Origin of the sequence: Lactococcus formosensis (assembly GCF_037892375.1) — a bacterium.
Taxonomy (GTDB): domain Bacteria; phylum Bacillota; class Bacilli; order Lactobacillales; family Streptococcaceae; genus Lactococcus; species Lactococcus formosensis.
This window is the reverse complement of sequence record NZ_CP141721.1, coordinates 197277-216917: the sequence shown is the minus strand read 5'-3', so window position 1 is coordinate 216917 and position 19641 is coordinate 197277. Positions and strand designations below refer to the sequence as shown.

Genomic DNA, 19641 nt, shown 5'->3' with positions numbered 1-19641 from the left:
GTTGAGTGCTTTTTTAGTTTATTATCCTTTATCTGCACCGGCAGTGATTCCTTTAACATAGAATTTTTGCATCACAATGAAGAGAATAGTGATAGGGATTGCGATAATCACACATCCCGCAACAAATTGGGTAAAGTTTGTTGCAGAGGATCCTCTGGAGTTGGTCATCATGTTCTGCAAACCATAGGCAATGGTACGTGACTTAGGATCGCCACCGCCCAAGATAACACTCGCAAAGAGGAAGTCAAGCCAAGGTGCAATAAAGGCAGTGAGTGATGTGTAAACAATCATTGGTTTTGACAAAGGCAAAGTAATTTTGGTGAAAATTTGCCATTTAGTTGCGCCGTCAATCACAGCCGCTTCATCAATTGAAGCAGGGATTGTGTCGAGGAAACCTTTAAAGATATAGAAGCCTAAACCAGATCCGCCTATATAGATCAAAGTCAGACCAACTAAGTTTGTCATATTGAATGATTTTAGGATGTAATAAAGAGCAATCATCGCCATGATACCAGGGAACATTCCGATAATAAGTGCCAACTGTAGGAAAGGTTTACGTAATTTGAAGCGTAAGCGTGACAAGACATACGACATAACAGTAGTAATCAAGGTATTAACAACTGCACAGATAACTGCGATGATAAATGTGTTGAGGAGCCAATGACCATAAGGATAAACTGGGTTATTGAAAATACCAGTAAAATTATCCAGAGTCCACTGCTGGGGAATGAATGTCGAAACAAATCCAGTATTATTTTTAGAAAAGCTGGTCAGGATAATCCAAATAATTGGGAAAATCCAGATGATTGCGAGTAAGGTCAAGAGCAAGTATCTGAGTACTAATGAAGCTTGACGTTGGCGTTTATATGATTTCATTTTAGCCCTCCTTAAAAGCGTTTGTACGACGGTAAGCAAACAATGAAGCTGTAGCTGAGATGATAAAGATCACGATACCAATAGCTGAAGCGATATTATAACTTGGAATAGACTTCATAGTTAAGCTGTAAAGCCAAGTGATCAATAAGTCAGTAGAACCCGCTTGGAAATACTCTGCGTTCAGTGGCCCACCACCAGTCAAGAGGAAAATAACGTTGAAGTTATTGATATTTCCGATAAATTGTTGAATTAAAGCAGGTGTCATAACAAACAAAATTTGTGGGAAAGTAATAGAGCGGAAAATATCAAAACTGTTGGCGCCATCAATTTTTGCTGCTTCAATTTGATCAGTTGGCAAGTTTTGGATAATCGCAGTTGAAATTAACATCGATACAGGAATACCAATCCACATATTAACGCCGATAACTGAAAACTTCGCTAACAAAGGATCCATTAAAAATGGAATAGGGTGATCAATCAAACCGATACTTTGAAGCCAACTGTTAAGTGGACCGTTGTTGTCCAAGAACATATTCATCATTAAGAGGGAAACAAAAGAAGGAACGGCCATAACGATAACAAAGAGTGTACGCCAGAAAGCCTTAAATTTAATTCCAGATGATTCAATCAAGAGCGCAAGTAAGACACCAAAGAAGAAGGTTGTCGCTGTAGCTGCCACAGCCCAAACGAGGGTCCAACCTAAGACAGGAAAGAATGTTCCTGCGATATTCCCTGTCAAAATTTCACCAAATGAAGCAAACCCAGTCCAAGAAAATCCGATAGGATGGTCTTGGTTGAAATTAGTAAAGGCAATGGTAATCATGAAAAGCAAAGGGGCAATTGTGAAAACTAAAATTCCAAGCAAAGGAATCGCCATCAGTGTGTAATGGAGACGGCTGTCTAAGAGTGTAGCCAAATCCTCCATCGTTGTAGGAATATGCTCTCCATCACGATTTAAGGCATAGAGGTAACGTGTTGAACGAAGACTTGTAACGTAGATAACCGCAACCATCGCAATGAGTACTAATGACATGACACCAAACAGGAGGATAAGCATGGAGTTGTCAGGTTGTTGAGTGACATAAATTTGTCGTGCTTCATCAAAAACGACTTGTTTATTCTTGATATGTCCAAGGCTGCTCAGAAGACTGATTGAGCTGATACCATTGAAGATGAGCCAGAAAAGGAAGACAATTTCGATGATGAGGAAGCTAAGTCCTTTAAGCCATTGTTTATTTTTTAGTTGTGCTAAACCCATGATAAAGAAGCTGAGTTTTGTGAAAATATCACCCTCGCGCCATACCTCTTTGTATGTTGCTTCAGGAGATGGTTTAATTTTCTTTTTAAACATATATTTTACCCTTTTGTATATAAAAAATAAGAGGATTAGGATGAGCCCAATCCCCTTAAGTTAATCAAAAATTATTCAGTAGCTGATGAGATTGATTTTACGAAATTATCAAGTTGTGCTTGGTATTGTGTTGCTGGAGTCTTACCTGTATACGCATTTTCGATAAGTGGGGCAGCCAAGTTCCAGAATGTTGCCATTTGTGGCATCTTAGGCATCAATGTATCGTTTTCTACTTGTTTGATAACTGCAAGAGCTACAGGGTCTTTTGCAACTTCAGAATCTTTTTGGGCTTCTTTTGAAACTGGGATTGCATTATTGGCTTTATAGAGTGCCAATTGTGATTCAGTGTTTGATAGATATTGTGCTAAAGCAGAGGCAGCTACAGGATCTTCAGATTGTGAGTTCACAGCAAGAGTACCCACACCAGAGAATGCTTGCATTTGTTTAGAGCCTGAACCGAAGTCAGCAGTTGGTAAGGTAGTTGCACCAAAGTTATCGCCAAGGATTTCTTTTACTGTGCTACCGTCCCATGGGCCATTTAGGATAGCTTGTGTTTTACCAGATTTGAGGTCAGCGAGAAGTGCTGTACCAGATTGTTTGACACCAGGATTTGCTTTTTGTTGAGCAAACCAAGTCATAGCTTGGATGCCAGCTTTAGTATTTGCATCCGTACCGTCAACAGTTTCACCATCTTTACCGAAAAGCTGTGTTCCATTGGCTAAGAATACAGGATACCAGTTATATGAGTTAGTGAAATCTGTTCCGATTGGTTTTTCTGCTGTAAAGTCTGCCCAATCTTTTGGAGCTTCACTAAATTTCGCTTTATTATAGTAAACAATGTTTGATTGTTCATCTTGGGGATAAGCATAGAGTTTACCTTTCCAAGAGACAGCATCAACAGCGATAGAGATATCATTCGATTTTACCCAGTCTGTTGCTGATGGTGAAAGAGGATTGATATATCCTGCTTCAGCCATGGCTCCCAACTGGTCATTTGGTACTTTAAAGACATCCGCAGCTTGTCCAGGGTCTTTACTCACATCTTGTTTTGCGTTTGCAGAACCGTTTGGAGATTGTGTGACAGTCACTTTAATGTTTGGGTATTCTTTGTTGAAGTTTTTAATTAAATCTTTATAAGAAGCAACGTTTGCTGGATCGACCCAGAGTGTAACTGCACCTTTATGGTCTTTAGCATCTGAAGATGCAGAAGTTGTGCTTCCACTATCCTTACTATTCCCACAAGCAGCGAGGCTAGCAAGAGCAATCAGAGAAGCGCTACCCAGAGCGATTTTTTTCCATGTGTTCATAAAATATTTCCTCCTAATGAAAATAATTATTCTAATTTGTAATTCTATTTTATGCAAACGCTTCCGTTTTGTCAAGTATAAACTTATTACAATTTGATTACTGTGTGTGGTGGTATATACACGTTATAGCTGTATATAATAGAAAGTTTTCCTTGGGATTTCATTTTCAACAAAAAAATATACTGCAAACGGTTGCGCAAATGATGAGCTTGTGCTAAAATGAAAAAAACAAGAAAAAAAGAGGTATTTATTCATGAATAAAGCAGCCATTTATCACCGTCCAGAATCAGAATTTGCTTATCTCTATACAGAGGAAACAATTCATATCCGTTTACGTGTTGCTCGTAACGATGTTCAAAGTGTTGCATTGATCTATGGTGACCCTTATATGTTTGTAAAACGTGATGATGAACCAGAGATGGTCTGGGATTATCAAGAGGCAGAAATGAAGTACGGTTTGGCTACAGCAGAGAGTGACTTCTATATGACCGAGGTTAGTGTTCCCCATAAGCGTATGGACTACGTGTTCGTGATTACGGGCCGAGATGGAGAAAAGGTTGTTTATACTGACTCTGGTATTCTCCCTTATGAAGACAAACTACTCACAAAGAAGTATGCTGCATTTCGTATGCCTTTCTTCCATGAAGTTGATCGATTTAAGGCCCCGGATTGGGTCAAAAATACAGTCTGGTATCAAATATTCCCCGAACGTTTTGCCAATGGGAATCCAGCGATTAACCCAGTAGGAGTTAAAGAATGGGATCCAACTGAATCTCCTGAGCGTCAAGACTTATACGGTGGCGACCTTCAAGGAGTAATCAATCATTTGGATCATCTGACAAACTTAGGTGTGAATGGCATTTACTTTACCCCTGTCTTCCAAGCATATTCGAATCATAAATATGATACGGAAGATTATTTGAAAATTGACCAGTATTTTGGCGATTTAGATGTCTTCAAGACATTAGTTAAAGAAGCTGACCAACGAGGTATCAAAGTAATGCTTGATGCGGTCTTTAACCATATTGGGGATACAAGTCCGCAGTGGCAAGATGTCCTTAAACATCAAGAAAATTCAAAATATGCGGATTGGTTCCATGTTAATGAATGGCCCGCAACTTACACGCCAACCGAGGATTTTGAGGTTTCTGAAGCGGCGACTTACGATACATTTGCCTTTACACCGCATATGCCAAAATTAAATACTGCCAATCCAGAAGTTCAAGAGTATTTGCTTAATATTGCAGAATACTGGATCAAGGAGTGCGATATTGATGCATGGCGTTTAGATGTGGCAGACGAAGTCGATCATGCTTTCTGGAAAAAATTTCGTACCACATGTGATGCAGTGAAGGATGATTTCTACATATTAGGAGAAGTCTGGCATTCAGCACAACCTTGGCTTGTTGGTGATGAATTTTCGGCAGTAATGAACTATGCTTATACAAATGCGATTATTGATACTTTTGTGAAAGAAGAGTTAAGCTTAGAACAAATGGTTTCGGCGATTAATGCTCAACTTATGCTTTATCGTAAACAGACGAATCAAGTTATGTTTAACATCTTAGATTCCCATGACACACCTCGTCTTTTAACACAAGCTAAAGGAAGTAAAGACTTAGTTAAACAAGTTCAGGCCTTCATGTATCTCCAACCAGGTGTCCCTTGTATCTATTATGGTGACGAATATGGTTTGGATGGGGGCGCTGATCCAGATTGTCGCAAATGCATGCCTTGGACCGAAGAACATCAAGATTTAGAAATGTTTGCTTTCTTCAAAGACTTGGTAGCTTTCCGTAGAGAATACGCAGAGACACTAAGCCAATCAGATTTAGACTGGCAGTGTGTTGATGATGCTCAAGGAGTGGTGAAACTGGTACGGGGTAAGCTTAAGGCAGTCTTCAACAAGGGGTCACAGCCGGTTAATTTCGAAGCGAGTAAAATATTGCTGGCGCACTTGAGTGAAAACAATCAAGTTCAGAAAAATGGCTTTGTAATCTATAAATAATAGAAATTTAAACAAGATATAGTAACGAATTAATAGCTCATTCTTCTAAAAGATGACTATGGCCCAGATATTGCTTCTTATATGGGAAAATTTTGACATAATAGAGAAAAAGGAACCTCAGACTCGATAGAGCAGCTATATAACAAGTGTTGGTGGGGTAACAAATATTATTTTAAATCAATGTATTTCTGACTCTATTCATCGTTTTCGAAGAACTTGCTTTAATTTCAAGAAATATAATTAAAAGGAAAAAAATGAAAAAAGATGCTTTTGCGAATTGGACAGGTTATCAGATTTATCCCAAGTCTTTTAAAGACAGTAATGGTGACGGGATGGGTGACTTGCAAGGAATTATCGAAAAGTTACCTTACTTGAAAGATTTGGGGGTAGATTTTATTTGGCTTAACCCCATTTACACAAGTCCACAAGTAGACGGTGGCTACGATATTTCAGACTTTTATAATATAGATGCGCGCTTTGGTAGCTTGGAAGATTTAAAAGAACTTCTGAGAAAAGCACATGAGAACGGTATAAAAGTCATTATGGATTTGGTTGTTAATCATACTTCAGATCAACATCCGTGGTTTATTGAAAGTCAAAAATCAAAGGATAATCCCTATCGAGATTATTATCACTGGGCAGATGCGACACCGGAAAAAATGCCAAATGAGTGGCAATCTTTCTTTGGCGGGTCAACTTGGACTTATGATGAACAGACTCAACAAGCGTATTTTCATGTTTTTGCGAAAGAACAACCTGACTTGAACTGGAAAAATCCCCAAGTGCGTGAAGAAATCTACACGATGATTAGATGGTGGTTGGAGTTAGGCATAGATGGTTTTCGTTTAGATGCGATTTCTCATATTCAAAAAGAAGACTGGTCCTTTAAAATCAAGTCACCAAGAGGAAACGATCCTTGGAAGCCTTTTATGAATGTCTCGGGCATCGAAGATTATATGGCTGACTTAAAAGAAATATTTGACGAATATGGGGCTTTAACAGTAGGTGAAGCTTCAGGCGTGACTTCAACTGATGCTCCTGATTGGACGGATGCAACCTCAGGATATCTTAAGATGATTTTTGAATTGGAACATAACGTACGTCAGAAGGATCATGCTGGTCAGGGCTGGATGTTTGGTTACAAAAAGACAATTATACGTTGGCAAAAGGATATGCTTACGCGAGGGTGGAATGCTCTTTATTTGGAAAATCATGATCAACCACGAGCAATCAGTTGTTTTGGTGATGGTAGCCTTGCGTCCGCTAAAGCTTTGGCCGTATCTTATATGCTTCTCAGAGGCACACCGTTTATCTATCAGGGGCAGGAAATTGGTATGAGTAATTTTCCTTTCACAGATATCACTCAGACAGATGCAACTGAAATCAAACAGGCGTATGAAGCTCTGATAGCAGAGGGAATGATTGAACGTGAAGCCTTGGATAAAGTGATGGCGAACAGTAGGGATCATTCTCGCACACCGATGCAATGGGATGCAAGTCAAAATGCAGGATTTACCAGTGGCAAACCTTGGATGCCAATTCATCCAGATTATAAGGAAGTAAACACTGAAAAATCACACGAGCTTATCGAGTTGTATAAAGTGTTAATCCGTCTTCGTCATGAGGAAGAGGATATTGCGCGTGGGGCGATAAAATTTTGGTTTGAGCAACATTTGACAGCCTTTGTTTATGAACGCGATTCGTTTTTAATTATTACAAATTTAGGTACCAAAAAAGCACATTTGGACTTTAATAAACTAGAGACAGAAGGTTACCGGCATATTTTAGGAAGCCGTCCAAGAAAGTTGGAAAAAAAGATGACTTTCCTTCCTTGGGAATATCAAGTGTTTAAGAAAAAGTAAGAAAAGAAAAAGATAGGAAAAAAGATGAAAAAAATCAGCAGAATCATGGAAATTGATCCTTGGCATATTCAATCAAATAAATTAGAAAAGAAAGAACGTCGTCTACAGGAATCTTTAACTTCAATCGGAAACGGATATATGGGGATGCGCGGTAATTTTTCAGAGAAGTACTCAGGTGATCATCATCAGGGAACATATATTGCAGGCGTGTGGTTTCCAGATAAAACACGTGTAGGCTGGTGGAAAAATGGTTATCCAGAATATTTTGGTAAAGCAATCAATGCCTTGAACTTCTCAGGGGTATCGATTTTTATTGATGACGAAGAAGTTGATCTCTACACCGATAGCATTAATAATTTCAATCTTTCCTTGGATATGCAAAAAGCAGTTCTCTCTTATTCTTATGAAAAAGCTGGCGTGGCTGTTACTGTTGAGCGTTTTATGTCGATCGTGCATCCAGAATTAGCTGTCTTCTCTTTCAAATTCTCTAGTGTGGATGGTCAATCGCACAAAGTACGTACTGCTTCGTTTATTGATGCTGACGTGCACAATGAAGATTCAAATTACGAAGAAAAATTCTGGACCGTTTTAGACAAAGGTGGCGATGAAGAAGGGGCATATATTGCCAATCAAACGATTGCTAATCCTTTTGGTGTAGAACAATTTACTGTATTAGCAGGACAAAACTTCAGAGGAGACTTTCAAGCCCAAGGACAAGAAACTCAAGAAGAAAAAGTTATTAATTACCATGAAGCAACTGTGGAACAGGAAACACTACATTTTGAAAAACGTGTACTTGTTCTGACGAGCCGTGATTATAGTGATTTAGCTGCTATGCATGAAGCTTTAGCAGGACTAAGTGCAGTAATTCAGGCGAAATCTTATGCACAACTTTTACAAGAGCATGCAGAAGAATGGGCAAAGCGTTGGGAACTTGCGGATGTTGAAATTAAAGGTTCTGATCAAGCACAACAGGGAATTCGTTTTAATCTCTTCCAACTTTTTGCAACATATTATGGTGAAGACGAACGACTTAATATTGGCCCTAAGGGCTTTACTGGGGAGAAATATGGCGGAGCAACTTATTGGGATACTGAAGCCTATGCAGTTCCGCTTTATCTTTCTTTAGCAGATCAGCAAGTGACGCAAAACTTATTACGCTACCGTCATAAACAATTGCCCCAAGCACAACACAATGCAAGACAGCAAGGTTTGGATGGAGCACTTTATCCAATGGTCACTTTTACAGGTATTGAGTGCCATAATGAGTGGGAAATTACTTTTGAGGAAATACACCGTAACGGTGCTATAGCTTATGCTATTTATAATTACAGTAATTATACCGGTGATGAAACCTATTTGGCTCAAGAAGGTCTTGAAGTACTTGTAGAAATTTCACGCTTCTGGGCAGACCGTGTTCACTATTCGGAGCGACAAAAAGCTTACATGATTCATGGGGTTACAGGACCGAACGAATATGAAAATAATATCAATAATAACTGGTATACCAACACATTGGCAGCTTGGGTTTTAAATTATACAATGGAGAGCTTGACAAAATACCCTCGACCAGATCTACAAGTTTCAACAGAAGAGCTGGCCAAATGGAACGATATCACTGCTCATATGTACTATCCAACAGACGAAGAGTTGGGGATTTTTGTACAGCATGATGGTTTTTTGGATAAAGATTTAACACCAGTAGCAGACTTAGACTCTAAGCACTTGCCTTTGAATCAAAACTGGTCATGGGATCGTATTTTGCGCTCGCCATATATTAAACAGGCAGATGTTTTGCAAGGGATTTATTTCTTTGGCAACCACTATAGCTTGGAAGAAAAACGTCGTAACTTTAACTTTTATGAGCCATTAACTGTTCATGAAAGTTCACTTTCTCCATCTATTCACGCGATTTTAGCTGCTGAACTTGGGATGGAAGATAAAGCGGTTGAAATGTATGAACGGACTGCGCGTTTGGATTTGGACAACTACAATAACGATACAGAGGATGGATTACATATCACCTCAATGACCGGCTCATGGTTGGCTATTGTGCAGGGATTTGCTCAAATGAAAACGTGGGATGGTCAGTTAAGTTTCGCGCCTTTCATTCCCAAAGCTTGGACTGGTTACAGTTTCCGTATTAACTATCGTAATCGTTTGATAAAAGTCAGTGTGGGGGACAAACTTCAAATAGAACTGCTCAAAGGTGCAGCGATTGACTTAGAAGTTTATGGTAAATCCGTCCAATTGAAAGACAAGTATGAAGCAGAGGTGAAACATGTTTAAAGCCGTATTATTTGACCTTGACGGTGTAATAACTGATACCGCGGAGTATCATTTTCAAGCTTGGAAAGCCTTGGCTGAAGAGTTGGGAATAGATGGAGTCGATCGAACTTTTAATGAACAATTAAAAGGTGTGTCTCGTGAGGATTCTTTGAGAAAGATATTGGAGCTTGGTGGAAAGCTTGAAGCATATGATGATGAAACTTTTGCCCAGCTTGCTCAACGAAAAAATGACAACTATGTCCAAATGATTCAGAAGGTAGGACCAGATGATATTTATCCCGGGATACTAGATTTGTTGAAAGATTTGCGTGCGAAAAACATCAAGATTGCCTTGGCTTCTGCTTCAAAAAATGGTCCGTTTCTTCTTGAGGCGATGGGATTGAGTTCGTATTTTGATGCCATTGCTGATCCAGCAAAAGTTGCAGCTTCAAAACCAGCGCCAGATATCTTTTTGGCTGCTGCCGCTGGTGTTGGCGTTCCTATTACTTCGTGTATAGGAATTGAAGATGCACAGGCTGGTATTACAGCGATAAAAGCAGCAGGTGCATTACCTATAGGTGTGGGTGCTGCTGAAGATTTAGGAACGGATATTGCTTTAGTTTCAAATACAAACAGTCTCTCTCTTGAATTATTAACAAAAGTTTGGGAAAATAAGTAGAAGACAGTAGATTCAGGAGATAATATATGGCCGTTACTATAAAAGATGTAGCAAAAAAAGCGGGTGTGAATGCTTCAACAGTTAGCCGTGTTCTCAAAGACAGTTCGGAAATCAGCGAGAAGACGAAAGTTAAGGTAAGAAAAGCAATGCAAGAACTTGGCTACACGCGCAATGTGGCGGCTCAGATTCTGGCTTCAGGCAAATCCAATACAATTGGGGTTGTCTTTCCTCCTGTTGAAGATAAATCAAACCAACCTTTCTATATGAAAGTCTTGACATCAATTAATGAAACCGCACGTAAATACGATGTTTCAATTGCTGTTGTGACTGGATACCAAGAGAGTGAGCTTAAGCAGCAGGTTGAGCTGATGTATTCCGAGAAACGTGTGGATGGTTTTATTGTCCTTTATGCTGGTAAAGCAGATAGTGTTCGCAATTATCTTTTCGATAACAAGATCCCCTTCGTCCTCTTAGGCACACCAACAGAAAAGCAAAATGAAATTACCCATGTGGATAATGACAATGTCTTGATGGGGCATGAAGCAACAAGATATTTGATGACTTTAGGACATTCGGAGATTTCTTTTGTAACCGATACGAAAGATGGTGAAGTCTTTGAAGAGCGCTATCAAGGTTACCAAGATGAGATGCTGAAAAAACAAAGTAAGCCAAACTTGCTTGTTTTTGAAGAAAATATGACTTTGAAAGATGAGACGGGACTTGTTGTTATGGATGAAGTCTTAGCTTTGAAAGTGATTTCTCGATTGTCAGAACAAGGTATAAAAGTGCCAGAAGATGTCAGTGTGATTACGTACAATAACTCAGCATTTTCAACACTTGTTCACCCCTATCTGACAACCTTTGATATAAATATCGTACGTCTTGGAGCAGCAACCGTGGAGAAATTTCTTGGGCTGACACAAAATAAGGAAGCCTTTCATGATAAAACAATTATTCCTTTTGAGCTTATCTTAAGAGAAACGACAGCACCTAAAGAAAAACAGTGAAAAGATTTTTCACTGTTTTTATATTTGGGAGCTTCCTCAAAAAACAATTGACTCTGTCTTCCTTTTAGCTTTAAATAAGAAAAAAAGGTCATAATAGTGTAAAATAAAGGGAAGGATGGGTAAATTTCTCGTTTAAATTTTCCCGTTAGTGTAAGAAAGATGGATGCAATGATTAAAATATTATTAGTTGAAGATGACCTCTCTTTGTCAAAATCAGTTTACGATTTCTTGAAATCTTTTGCTGAGGTAAAACAAGTTTTTGATGGAGAAGAAGGACTTTATGAAGCAGAAATGGGGATTTATGATTTAATCCTCCTAGATTTAATGTTGCCTGAAAAAAACGGCTTCGAAGTACTCAAAGAATTACGTGACCAAAATATCGACACACCAGTCTTAATCATGACTGCTAAGGAATCTTTAGACGATAAAATGCACGGCTTCGATGTTGGAGCCGATGATTATTTGACGAAGCCTTTCTATCTTGATGAGTTAAAAGCGCGTATTCAAGCACTCTTAAAACGTACAGGAAAGCTTGAAGATGCTAATGGACTTTCTTACGGCAATGTACGTTTAAACTTGACAAACAAGTCAGCCTTTGTGAACGATACACCTGTGGAATTAATCGGTAAAGAATTTGATCTTGTAGTTTATTTGATGCAAAACCAAAATGTCATCTTGCCTAAAGAACAAATCTTTGACCGCATTTGGGGCTTTGACAGTGACACAACAGTAACCGTAGTTGAAGTTTATATGAGTAAAATCCGTAAAAAACTTAAAGATACAGACTTTGCCCAAAATCTAGCTACATTACGTAATGTCGGCTATATTTTACGGTAAACTTTATGAAAAAGATAATTGAAAAAATAAAATCGATGCCAATTGTGAAAAATGATGGGAAAAACTTCCTTCATTTTTTTCTAGATTTCACAATCATTTTCTTTGCACTTACAGTGATTATTTTACAAGTCCTTACAAGTGGAGTCTATAAATCAACTGACCAAAATCTACGAGATTTGGCAGCTAATCCAGATATTTTGAGGGCTTTAGCACTTGATCAGGCAGGAGTTAATCAGGGGACTTTTGAAATTAATCAAGGAAATTATAGCCCAACAAATAGTATCGTGATGTACGATGAAAAGGGCAATGTCTTAGGTCCGACAGGCAGTGTTGAGGCAACGAAGCCGGGAAGCAGTAGCCAACAACAAATCATACGTGTTGACCTCGTACGCTACCAACTTGAGCAGACAGCTAAGTTAGATAAGGATGCGCTCGGACAAATCAAGTCCATCTCAATTAGAAATCCTTATGGACCCGACTGGCATTATCGTTATGTTACTTTGGCAATGCCCCAATCAAATCTGGATACAACCTATGGTGCAAGTAATATTGCTTATATTCAAGTCTTTAGTAACGTGGACCAGCTCCAAGATAGCTTGAGCCGGAGCAATTTTATTATTATTACAACAATGGTCATGTTTTGGTTCATTTCCGTGATTATTAGTCTGTATCTTGCTAACTGGACACTACGCCCCGTTATGGTTGCCTATGAAAAACAGAAAGCTTTTGTGGAAAATGCGAGCCACGAGCTACGAACTCCACTTGCTATTTTACAAAACCGTTTAGAATTACTTTTCCAAAATCCTAATGCTACAATAATTGAAGAATCTGAAAATATCTCAGAAAGTCTTTCAGAAGTGCGTAATATGCGGCTTTTGACGACAAATCTATTGAACATGGCACGACAGGATAATAATATTAAAACCAATCCTGAGCCAACAGATAAGGAATTCTTTGAAGCTATCTTTAGCAATTATCAGCTCTTGGCAGAAAGCTCTGAGAAGGCCTTGAAAACTTCTTTGAAATTTGAAGGATCTTTAAGCTTAGATCGAAGCTTAGTAAAACAACTTTTAACGATTTTGTTTGATAATGCTATGAAATATACAGGCGAAGATGGTGAAATTCAAGTTGATGTCCAAAAAAATGGGGCAACGCTTCTGCTTAGTGTATCTGACAATGGAGAAGGCATTACAGCAGCAGATAAGAAAAAAATCTTTGACCGATTTTACCGTGTGGATAAGGCGAGAACAAGACAAAAAGGGGGCTTAGGTCTTGGATTATCTCTTGCACAGCAAATAGCTGAGGCACATAATGGTCGAATTACAGTTGAAGATAATCAACCACGCGGTACAAAATTTACCGTCCGTTTAAGGACTAGTCCATCTCCCAAATCAGCAAAAGTGACCAAAAAGTAATAGAATAGGTTGTAAACCTATGCACTATAAATAAAAGTAAAGAACGAGTAGAAAGAGGCAAAGATGACTATTTTAGATAAAGTAAATGCGCCAGCAGATTTAAAAAAGCTAAGCGCTGCTGAATTAACAGAACTTGCTCAAGATGTTCGAGGAGCTGTGCTGAATAAAGTCAGCCAGATTGGGGGACATACAGGACCAAATCTGGGTGTTGTGGAATTAACAATTGCTTTGCATAAAGTCTTTCAGTCGCCTGTGGATAAATTTATTTGGGATGTTAGTCACCAAACTTATCCACACAAAATTCTAACAGGACGTAAACACGGTTTTCAAGATGGGCATTTTCATGACATCACGGGTTATACAAGTCAACATGAATCAGAACATGATTTCTTCACTGTTGGACACACCTCAACTTCTGTTGCAAATGCGATGGGGTTGGCTAAAGCACGTGATTTAACAGGACAAGATGGGAATATCATTGCTATTTTAGGTGATGGCTCACTTTCCGGAGGTTTAGCTTTAGAGGCCATCAGTAATGCCGGTGCGTATAATAAAAACTTCATCCTCATTCTCAATGATAACCAAATGTCTATTGCGGAAAATCACGGTGGAATTTATAAGGGATTAGCTGAATTACGTGCAACAGAAGGTCAATCACCAAATAATCTGTTTAAAGCTTTTGGATTAGATTACAAGTATCTAGCAGATGGTAATAATCTTGAAGCACTCATTTCTCTTTTTGAAGAAGTAAAAGATATTAAGCATCCGATTGTTTTACATATCAATACTGAAAAAGGACATGGTTATAAACCTGCTGTTGACATGAAGGAAGCCTTCCACTGGCGCTCTCCTTTCAACTTAGCAGACGGATCTTTGAAAAATGTAAATTCGACTAAAAATTATACCCGCATTATTCTTGATTATATGGAAGAAAAAGTTTCTGAGGGAATGCCTTTAGTAGCAGTCAATGGTGGGATTCCGATGGTGAATAATCTTAAGGAATTTGCTGAAAAGTATCCTGAAAATTATGTTGATGCTGGGATTGCGGAACAATATGTGACTACTTTTGGTGGAGCTGTTGCTGCAGGCGGTGCGCGTGCAATGATTTTTCATAACTCAACCTTTATGCAACGTGCTTACGATCAATTTTTACACGACTTAGCCATTAATAAAGAACCGGCAGTAGTTATTGTAAAATCAGCTTCCATCTCTGGTTCAGATAAAACCCATCAAGGAAGCTTTGCAATTGGTATGCTCTCTAACATTCCTGATTTAGTCTACTTGGCACCTACGAGCGAGGAAGAACTTGTAGCGATGTTGGATTGGGCACTGACACAAAAAGATAATCCAGTAGTGCTACAAATCCCTGAGCATGGTGTAGAAAATCGGTCAACCGTTTTGACTGATTTCAGCAAGCCACAGTATGAAATTGCGCATAAAGGTGAAGAAGTTGCCATTCTGGCCTTGGGCGGTCTTTTTAGTCACGGTCAAAAAGTAGCAGAAGAACTGGAGAAATTACAGATCAATGCTACACTAGTTAATCCAATGTTTGTTGCAGAACTTGATAAGAAAACCTTGAAAGAATTGACTGGGGACCATAAAGTCTTTGTGACCATCGAGGATGGTATTCTTGATGGCGGTTTTGGTCAAAAAGTTGCTGGTTATCTTGGGCAATTTGGTGTGAAAATATTTAATTATGGTGCAGATAAAGAGTTTAATGACTCTGTTGCTGTAGATGAGCTTTATGATCGTTATCATTTGACGTCAGAATTGATGATTGCAGATATTCTAGAAGCTCTCAAATAAAAGGAAAAAATGAAAAAAGTTTTAGTTAAAACTGTGCATGGTTATCAGAGGTTTATCTCTCCTCTTTTACCGCCAGCTTGTCGCTATTATCCAACGTGTTCAAATTATATGATTCAGGCTATTGAAAAGCACGGAGCTACAAAAGGAATTGCAATGGGAACCTCCCGGCTTCTAAGGTGTCATCCATTCTGTAAACCAGGTTATGATTTGGTACCTGATAAATTTTCACTCAGGAGAAATCACGAGATTCCACAAGAAAATAAGAAAGAATCATAAAAAGTTTGTTATAATCATAGGTGTAGATAAATTTACAAGGCGGGATTCAGCTAATCCACACTTAAAGTAAGTAAACAGGACAACCTTCAAGTCATTGGGCTTGGGGGTTTTACTCTTGTAATCTCACATGATAAGTAAAACAATAAAATGTCAAGATAGAGAAAATATCTGGCTTAAAATAATTTAGAAAGTACTTGTTAACTTTTATAAAGTATGCTTTAATTAAATATGTAAAAAGTATTTGACATTATTGGCATCTTCGAGTGACTAGAGCTAAAAAGGAAGAACTCATGTATTTTGGGGCAAAAAATTTAAATGTATATTACGGTAAAAAGCAGGTTCTAAGAGATGTATCTTTGGAAATTGAGCAAGGCAAAACGACAGCAATTATCGGAATAAATGGCTCAGGGAAGTCGACATTACTCAAAGCCCTGGGACGTTTAATCAAGTATGAAGGGGAAGTTATTTATAAAGATGAATGCCTTTCTAATCGTAAAAATCTAGAAATAGCTAAAATATTGACCTTGCTTCCACAAGCTATGCAAGCCCCGAGTGATATAACTGTGTATGAACTGGTCAGTCTTGGCCGCTTTCCACATCAAAAGCTTACCCAGCAGAGCTTATCTGAAGCAGACAAGCTCTTTGTGGAACAAGTCATGAAGGAAACCGAAATCTGGGATTTACGTAGCCAACAAGTTGCCCAGCTTTCTGGCGGTCAGCGTCAGCGTGCTTTTATCACGATGATTTTAGCGCAAGACAGTGAAATTATTCTTTTGGATGAGCCGACAACGTATCTTGATCTTTTGCACCAACTTGATATTTTAAAACTGTTAAAAACTTTTGCTAAAAAGATGAACAAAACAGTAGTTTATGTCATCCACGATTTAAACCACGCTGCGCGTTTTGCGGATAATTTAGTGATTGTAAAAGAGGGTGAAATCTTTGCTTCAGGCCCGGTGGAAGAATTATTTACAGAGAAAATTATTCATGAGAGCTTTGGATTACATGTTCGATTAGGACGTGATCTTTTCTGCCAAACTCTTATGATTACAGGGGTTAAAAATGAAGATTAGGAAGTTTTCTTATCAGGTTACAATTGCTCTGTTGTTGATTGTCTTTCTGTCTTTCCTTTATCTGATGCTCGGTGATCAAAACTATAGTTTGAGCCAGATTTGGCACGAGAGTGTCGTCTTGCATTTACGTTTACCGCGTTTATTGGCTCTAGTATTTGTTGGTATTCTCCTCTCCAGTAGTGGGCTTCTGGTCCAAAGTATGACAGGGAATCCCATTGCCGAGATATCGACATTGGGGATATCTGGAGGTGCGAGTTTTTCACTTGCTCTTCTCTTAGTTTTTAATCTTTCCACAGGAGGATGGTTAGGCAGCGTTGTAGCAAGTTTAGGAGCTTTTGTTGCTCTCGTTACGGTAGCTGTTCTCACTGTGAAAAGTAAATTTCAACCGATAAAGGTTGTGCTGGTAGGTACCTCTGTAGGTCTTTTTGCGACAAGTCTTGCAAGTATTTTGACATTTTATAGTAAAAATATGCAGTCCTATTTTTTATGGATTGTAGGGTCGTTTTCCGGAATTACTCCACTAAAACTAGAAATTTTAATGGTTGTGACTGTTCTGTTTGTATCGATGGTTCTCCTGTTTGCAAATCAGATTAAAGTTTTAGCCTTTGGTGAAGAAATGGCCACTAGTCTAGGAATTTCCGTAAACCGTCTAAGGTTATTTATTATGGTCATGGTGGCTTTGGCAAGCGGTGTAACAGTTTCGAGTGTTGGTGTGATCAGTTTTGTTGGACTCATGGCGCCACATTTGGCAAGACGAATTGTCGGTGGGCATTTTTTAAAAAGATTTTTTATGAGCAATTTATTGGGCGTGCTGCTCTTACTTGTGGCAGATTTGTTGGCCCGTAATTTGTTCAAGCCTTATGAATTTCCGGCAGGTAGTTTAACCCTTTTATTCGGTGCAATTTTCTTCATTTATATGATGAGTCAGGAGGGAAAATGAAAAAGAAATTTTTATTTTTAGTCTTACTCCTGATTGCATTTATTATTATTGATTTGACACACTTTTCTACAGATTGGAATCTGTTATCCATACTGATTCCCCAGTTTAGAATGCCGCGGACATTGGTTGTGCTCATTGCGGGGACGGCTTTGGCTATGGCTGGATTTATCATCCAGACCGTAGTAGATAACCCCTTAGCAGATGCGGGTACACTTGGAATTACAAGTGGAGCAAGTGCAGGTGCGGTGCTATTCCTTTTCATTAGTCAATGGTTAAAACTTTCGGGCACTTGGATCTTTATGTATCCTTTATTTGCTCTATTGGGTGCAGTCTTTTCCTTTGCCTTACTCTATCATCTTGCTCTAAGGAAAAATGTAAGCAATATCCAAGTCCTTCTGATTGGCTTAGGGCTTACCGCTCTTTTTCAAGCCTTAATCACCTTAGCGCAACTTTCTATCAACCGTTTTGATTTTCAACAAGTGGCAGTTTGGTTATCAGGAGATATTTGGCAAACAGATAAAGCGTTTATAGGTTTGACTTTTGTCCTGTTAATTATTGGCTTATTAATTTTTAGTTTGATTCGCAAAGAACTAGACTTACTAAGTTTGGGTCAAGAAATGGCAACAAGCCTTGGCTTAAATGTGAAAAAGAGTAAAATGCAATTTTATATATTGGCACTACTTTTTGCATCAATTGGCGTTTTATTAGTTGGCGGTCTTGCCTTTATTGGCTTGATTGCACCACATATAGCTCGCGAGCTGGTCGGATTTGAAAGTAAAAAGCGGGCTTGGGCGTCAGCTTTGATTTCAATGATTATTTTACTTTTAGCAGATAGCTTATCGCAAATGATTATCGCACCGTCAAGTTTACCGCTTGGCTTTGTTGTTGCTCTCATAGGTGCGCCTTACTATATATACTTAATACAAAAAATTTGAAAGAGGATCTCATGAAACACCTTAAATTATATTCTATAGCTTTAGCAGCAGTTGGACTTTTGGGTCTTTCTGCATGTTCAAACTCAGATGTATCACAATCCCAAAAAGAGGAAAAAGTAACCTTCACTGCCTTGAATGGTGAAGTAGAAGTTCCTGCGCATCCGGAACGTATTGCAGTACAGAATTATCCGGATGATGTTGCAACCTTAGGTGGAAATGTAATTGGGACGGATTCTTGGGCTTTTCCTAATCCTTATTTGTCAGATAAACAAAAGGAAAATATGGTTGATCTTGGTTCGCCAAGCTTTAATATTGAAAAACTTATTGGTCAAAAGCCTGATTTGATTGTGACAGTGGATAAAACACAAGTTTCTGATTATGAAAAAGTAGCACCTACTGTACTTGTTAACTATCAAGATTTGAATGATATGGATAAATCTTTGGATTTCTTTGCCAAATTGTTGAACCGTGAAGATGAAAAGAAAGAGTTTCTCAAAACTTTTGACAAAAAAGCTGAAGAACAAAAAACAAACCTTAAAGCTCAAGGTATAGATACAGCGCAATCAAGTATTTCCCTGTTAGAGCTCCAAGGCGACAAGATTTATGCTTATGGTGATAACTTTGCACGTGGTGGACAAGCGCTTACGCGTGGTCTTGGATTCCAAGAATCACCAAAAATGTCTGAATTATCCAAAGGAACAGGGTATGCCGAAGTCAATGCTGAAAGCCTCAAAGATTTCGATGCTGACTATATTTTTATCGATTTTAAAAATGCAGATAAAGCACAATATGAAGCACTTCAAAAAAATCCAGTATGGAAAAATCTCAAGGCAGTTAAAGAAGGGCATGTCATCACAATGGACTATGACAAGGTTTATTTCTTTGGTGGGCCTACAGCTTCGATGGCACAACTGACTGATTATACAGAAGCCTTATTAAAACAAACAAAATAAAAAAACTGGGCACCTTAACTCTTGGAAGATTTTCCAAGAGTTTTTTAG

At 38.5% G+C, this 19641-nt stretch carries 16 protein-coding genes; 13 read left to right on the top strand and 3 right to left on the bottom strand.

What is annotated here, in order from left to right; genetic code table 11:
* Positions 1–21 precede the first annotated feature (21 nt).
* From VNN39_RS01065 to VNN39_RS01055, 3 genes are all read right to left on the bottom strand, one after another.
* Complete coding sequence (locus VNN39_RS01065; protein ID WP_017368932.1) at positions 22–876, bottom strand: sugar ABC transporter permease; 855 nt, start codon at positions 874–876, stop codon at positions 22–24.
* Between the two features lies 1 nt (position 877).
* Positions 878–2227 (bottom strand): sugar ABC transporter permease, encoded by a 1350-nt coding sequence (locus VNN39_RS01060; protein ID WP_339007144.1) that lies wholly within the window; start codon positions 2225–2227, stop codon positions 878–880.
* A 71-nt stretch (positions 2228–2298) separates the two neighbouring features.
* Positions 2299–3534 carry an extracellular solute-binding protein gene (locus tag VNN39_RS01055; RefSeq protein WP_017368934.1) on the bottom strand — a complete coding sequence of 412 codons (1236 nt, stop codon included), beginning with the start codon at positions 3532–3534 and terminating at the stop codon, positions 2299–2301.
* Between the two features lie 253 nt (positions 3535–3787).
* Here VNN39_RS01055 and VNN39_RS01050 point away from each other — a divergent pair, with 253 nt between their 5' ends.
* The 13 genes from VNN39_RS01050 to VNN39_RS00990 all read left to right on the top strand — a co-directional run bounded on the left by VNN39_RS01050 (position 3788) and on the right by VNN39_RS00990 (position 19593).
* On the top strand, positions 3788–5542 hold the full coding sequence (locus tag VNN39_RS01050) for a glycoside hydrolase family 13 protein (protein WP_339007142.1): 1755 nt from the start codon (positions 3788–3790) through the stop codon (positions 5540–5542).
* Positions 5543–5796: 254 nt separating this feature from the next.
* Positions 5797–7404, top strand: a complete 1608-nt coding sequence (locus tag VNN39_RS01045; RefSeq protein ID WP_213495436.1) for an alpha-glucosidase — start codon at positions 5797–5799, stop codon at positions 7402–7404.
* A gap of 24 nt (positions 7405–7428) precedes the next feature.
* Positions 7429–9693: a glycoside hydrolase family 65 protein gene (locus VNN39_RS01040; RefSeq protein ID WP_338997704.1), complete on the top strand. Its 2265-nt coding sequence runs from the start codon at positions 7429–7431 to the stop codon at positions 9691–9693.
* Complete coding sequence (pgmB, locus tag VNN39_RS01035; protein WP_096368569.1) at positions 9686–10351, top strand: beta-phosphoglucomutase; 666 nt, start codon at positions 9686–9688, stop codon at positions 10349–10351. Before VNN39_RS01040 ends, pgmB begins: the two co-directional genes overlap by 8 nt.
* A 26-nt stretch (positions 10352–10377) precedes the next feature.
* Positions 10378–11358, top strand: a complete 981-nt coding sequence (locus tag VNN39_RS01030; protein ID WP_017368939.1) for a LacI family DNA-binding transcriptional regulator — start codon at positions 10378–10380, stop codon at positions 11356–11358.
* 168 nt (positions 11359–11526) lie between these two features.
* Positions 11527–12195, top strand: a complete 669-nt coding sequence (locus VNN39_RS01025) for a response regulator transcription factor (RefSeq protein ID WP_213438991.1) — start codon at positions 11527–11529, stop codon at positions 12193–12195.
* A 5-nt stretch (positions 12196–12200) separates the two neighbouring features.
* Positions 12201–13610, top strand: a complete 1410-nt coding sequence (locus VNN39_RS01020) for a sensor histidine kinase (RefSeq protein ID WP_017368940.1) — start codon at positions 12201–12203, stop codon at positions 13608–13610.
* A 63-nt stretch (positions 13611–13673) separates the two neighbouring features.
* On the top strand, positions 13674–15416 hold the full coding sequence (locus tag VNN39_RS01015; protein ID WP_338997703.1) for a 1-deoxy-D-xylulose-5-phosphate synthase: 1743 nt from the start codon (positions 13674–13676) through the stop codon (positions 15414–15416).
* A gap of 9 nt (positions 15417–15425) precedes the next feature.
* A complete protein-coding gene (gene yidD, locus VNN39_RS01010; protein ID WP_017368942.1) occupies positions 15426–15692 on the top strand; it encodes a membrane protein insertion efficiency factor YidD in 267 nt (88 codons plus the stop codon).
* Between the two features lie 290 nt (positions 15693–15982).
* Positions 15983–16765, top strand: coding sequence for an ABC transporter ATP-binding protein (locus VNN39_RS01005; protein ID WP_338998072.1), 783 nt, complete (start codon positions 15983–15985; stop codon positions 16763–16765).
* Positions 16755–17705, top strand: a complete 951-nt coding sequence (locus VNN39_RS01000) for a FecCD family ABC transporter permease (RefSeq protein WP_252175638.1) — start codon at positions 16755–16757, stop codon at positions 17703–17705. Before VNN39_RS01005 ends, VNN39_RS01000 begins: the two co-directional genes overlap by 11 nt.
* Positions 17702–18640 carry a FecCD family ABC transporter permease gene (locus tag VNN39_RS00995; protein WP_165711360.1) on the top strand — a complete coding sequence of 313 codons (939 nt, stop codon included), beginning with the start codon at positions 17702–17704 and terminating at the stop codon, positions 18638–18640. The genes VNN39_RS01000 and VNN39_RS00995 overlap by 4 nt, the downstream gene beginning before the upstream one ends.
* A gap of 11 nt (positions 18641–18651) precedes the next feature.
* Entirely contained in the window at positions 18652–19593 is a 942-nt protein-coding gene (locus tag VNN39_RS00990) for an iron-hydroxamate ABC transporter substrate-binding protein (RefSeq protein WP_270264725.1), read from the top strand.
* Positions 19594–19641: the final 48 nt, after the last annotated feature.

Coding starts and splice junctions, on each gene's coding strand:
- VNN39_RS01065 (WP_017368932.1), bottom strand. CDS start 876: ATGAAATCATATAAACGCCAACGTCAAGCTTCATTAGTACTCAGATAC.
- VNN39_RS01060 (WP_339007144.1), bottom strand. CDS start 2,227: ATGTTTAAAAAGAAAATTAAACCATCTCCTGAAGCAACATACAAAGAG.
- VNN39_RS01055 (WP_017368934.1), bottom strand. CDS start 3,534: ATGAACACATGGAAAAAAATCGCTCTGGGTAGCGCTTCTCTGATTGCT.
- VNN39_RS01050 (WP_339007142.1), top strand. CDS start 3,788: ATGAATAAAGCAGCCATTTATCACCGTCCAGAATCAGAATTTGCTTAT.
- VNN39_RS01045 (WP_213495436.1), top strand. CDS start 5,797: ATGAAAAAAGATGCTTTTGCGAATTGGACAGGTTATCAGATTTATCCC.
- VNN39_RS01040 (WP_338997704.1), top strand. CDS start 7,429: ATGAAAAAAATCAGCAGAATCATGGAAATTGATCCTTGGCATATTCAA.
- pgmB (WP_096368569.1), top strand. CDS start 9,686: ATGTTTAAAGCCGTATTATTTGACCTTGACGGTGTAATAACTGATACC.
- VNN39_RS01030 (WP_017368939.1), top strand. CDS start 10,378: ATGGCCGTTACTATAAAAGATGTAGCAAAAAAAGCGGGTGTGAATGCT.
- VNN39_RS01025 (WP_213438991.1), top strand. CDS start 11,527: ATGATTAAAATATTATTAGTTGAAGATGACCTCTCTTTGTCAAAATCA.
- VNN39_RS01020 (WP_017368940.1), top strand. CDS start 12,201: ATGAAAAAGATAATTGAAAAAATAAAATCGATGCCAATTGTGAAAAAT.
- VNN39_RS01015 (WP_338997703.1), top strand. CDS start 13,674: ATGACTATTTTAGATAAAGTAAATGCGCCAGCAGATTTAAAAAAGCTA.
- yidD (WP_017368942.1), top strand. CDS start 15,426: ATGAAAAAAGTTTTAGTTAAAACTGTGCATGGTTATCAGAGGTTTATC.
- VNN39_RS01005 (WP_338998072.1), top strand. CDS start 15,983: ATGTATTTTGGGGCAAAAAATTTAAATGTATATTACGGTAAAAAGCAG.
- VNN39_RS01000 (WP_252175638.1), top strand. CDS start 16,755: ATGAAGATTAGGAAGTTTTCTTATCAGGTTACAATTGCTCTGTTGTTG.
- VNN39_RS00995 (WP_165711360.1), top strand. CDS start 17,702: ATGAAAAAGAAATTTTTATTTTTAGTCTTACTCCTGATTGCATTTATT.
- VNN39_RS00990 (WP_270264725.1), top strand. CDS start 18,652: ATGAAACACCTTAAATTATATTCTATAGCTTTAGCAGCAGTTGGACTT.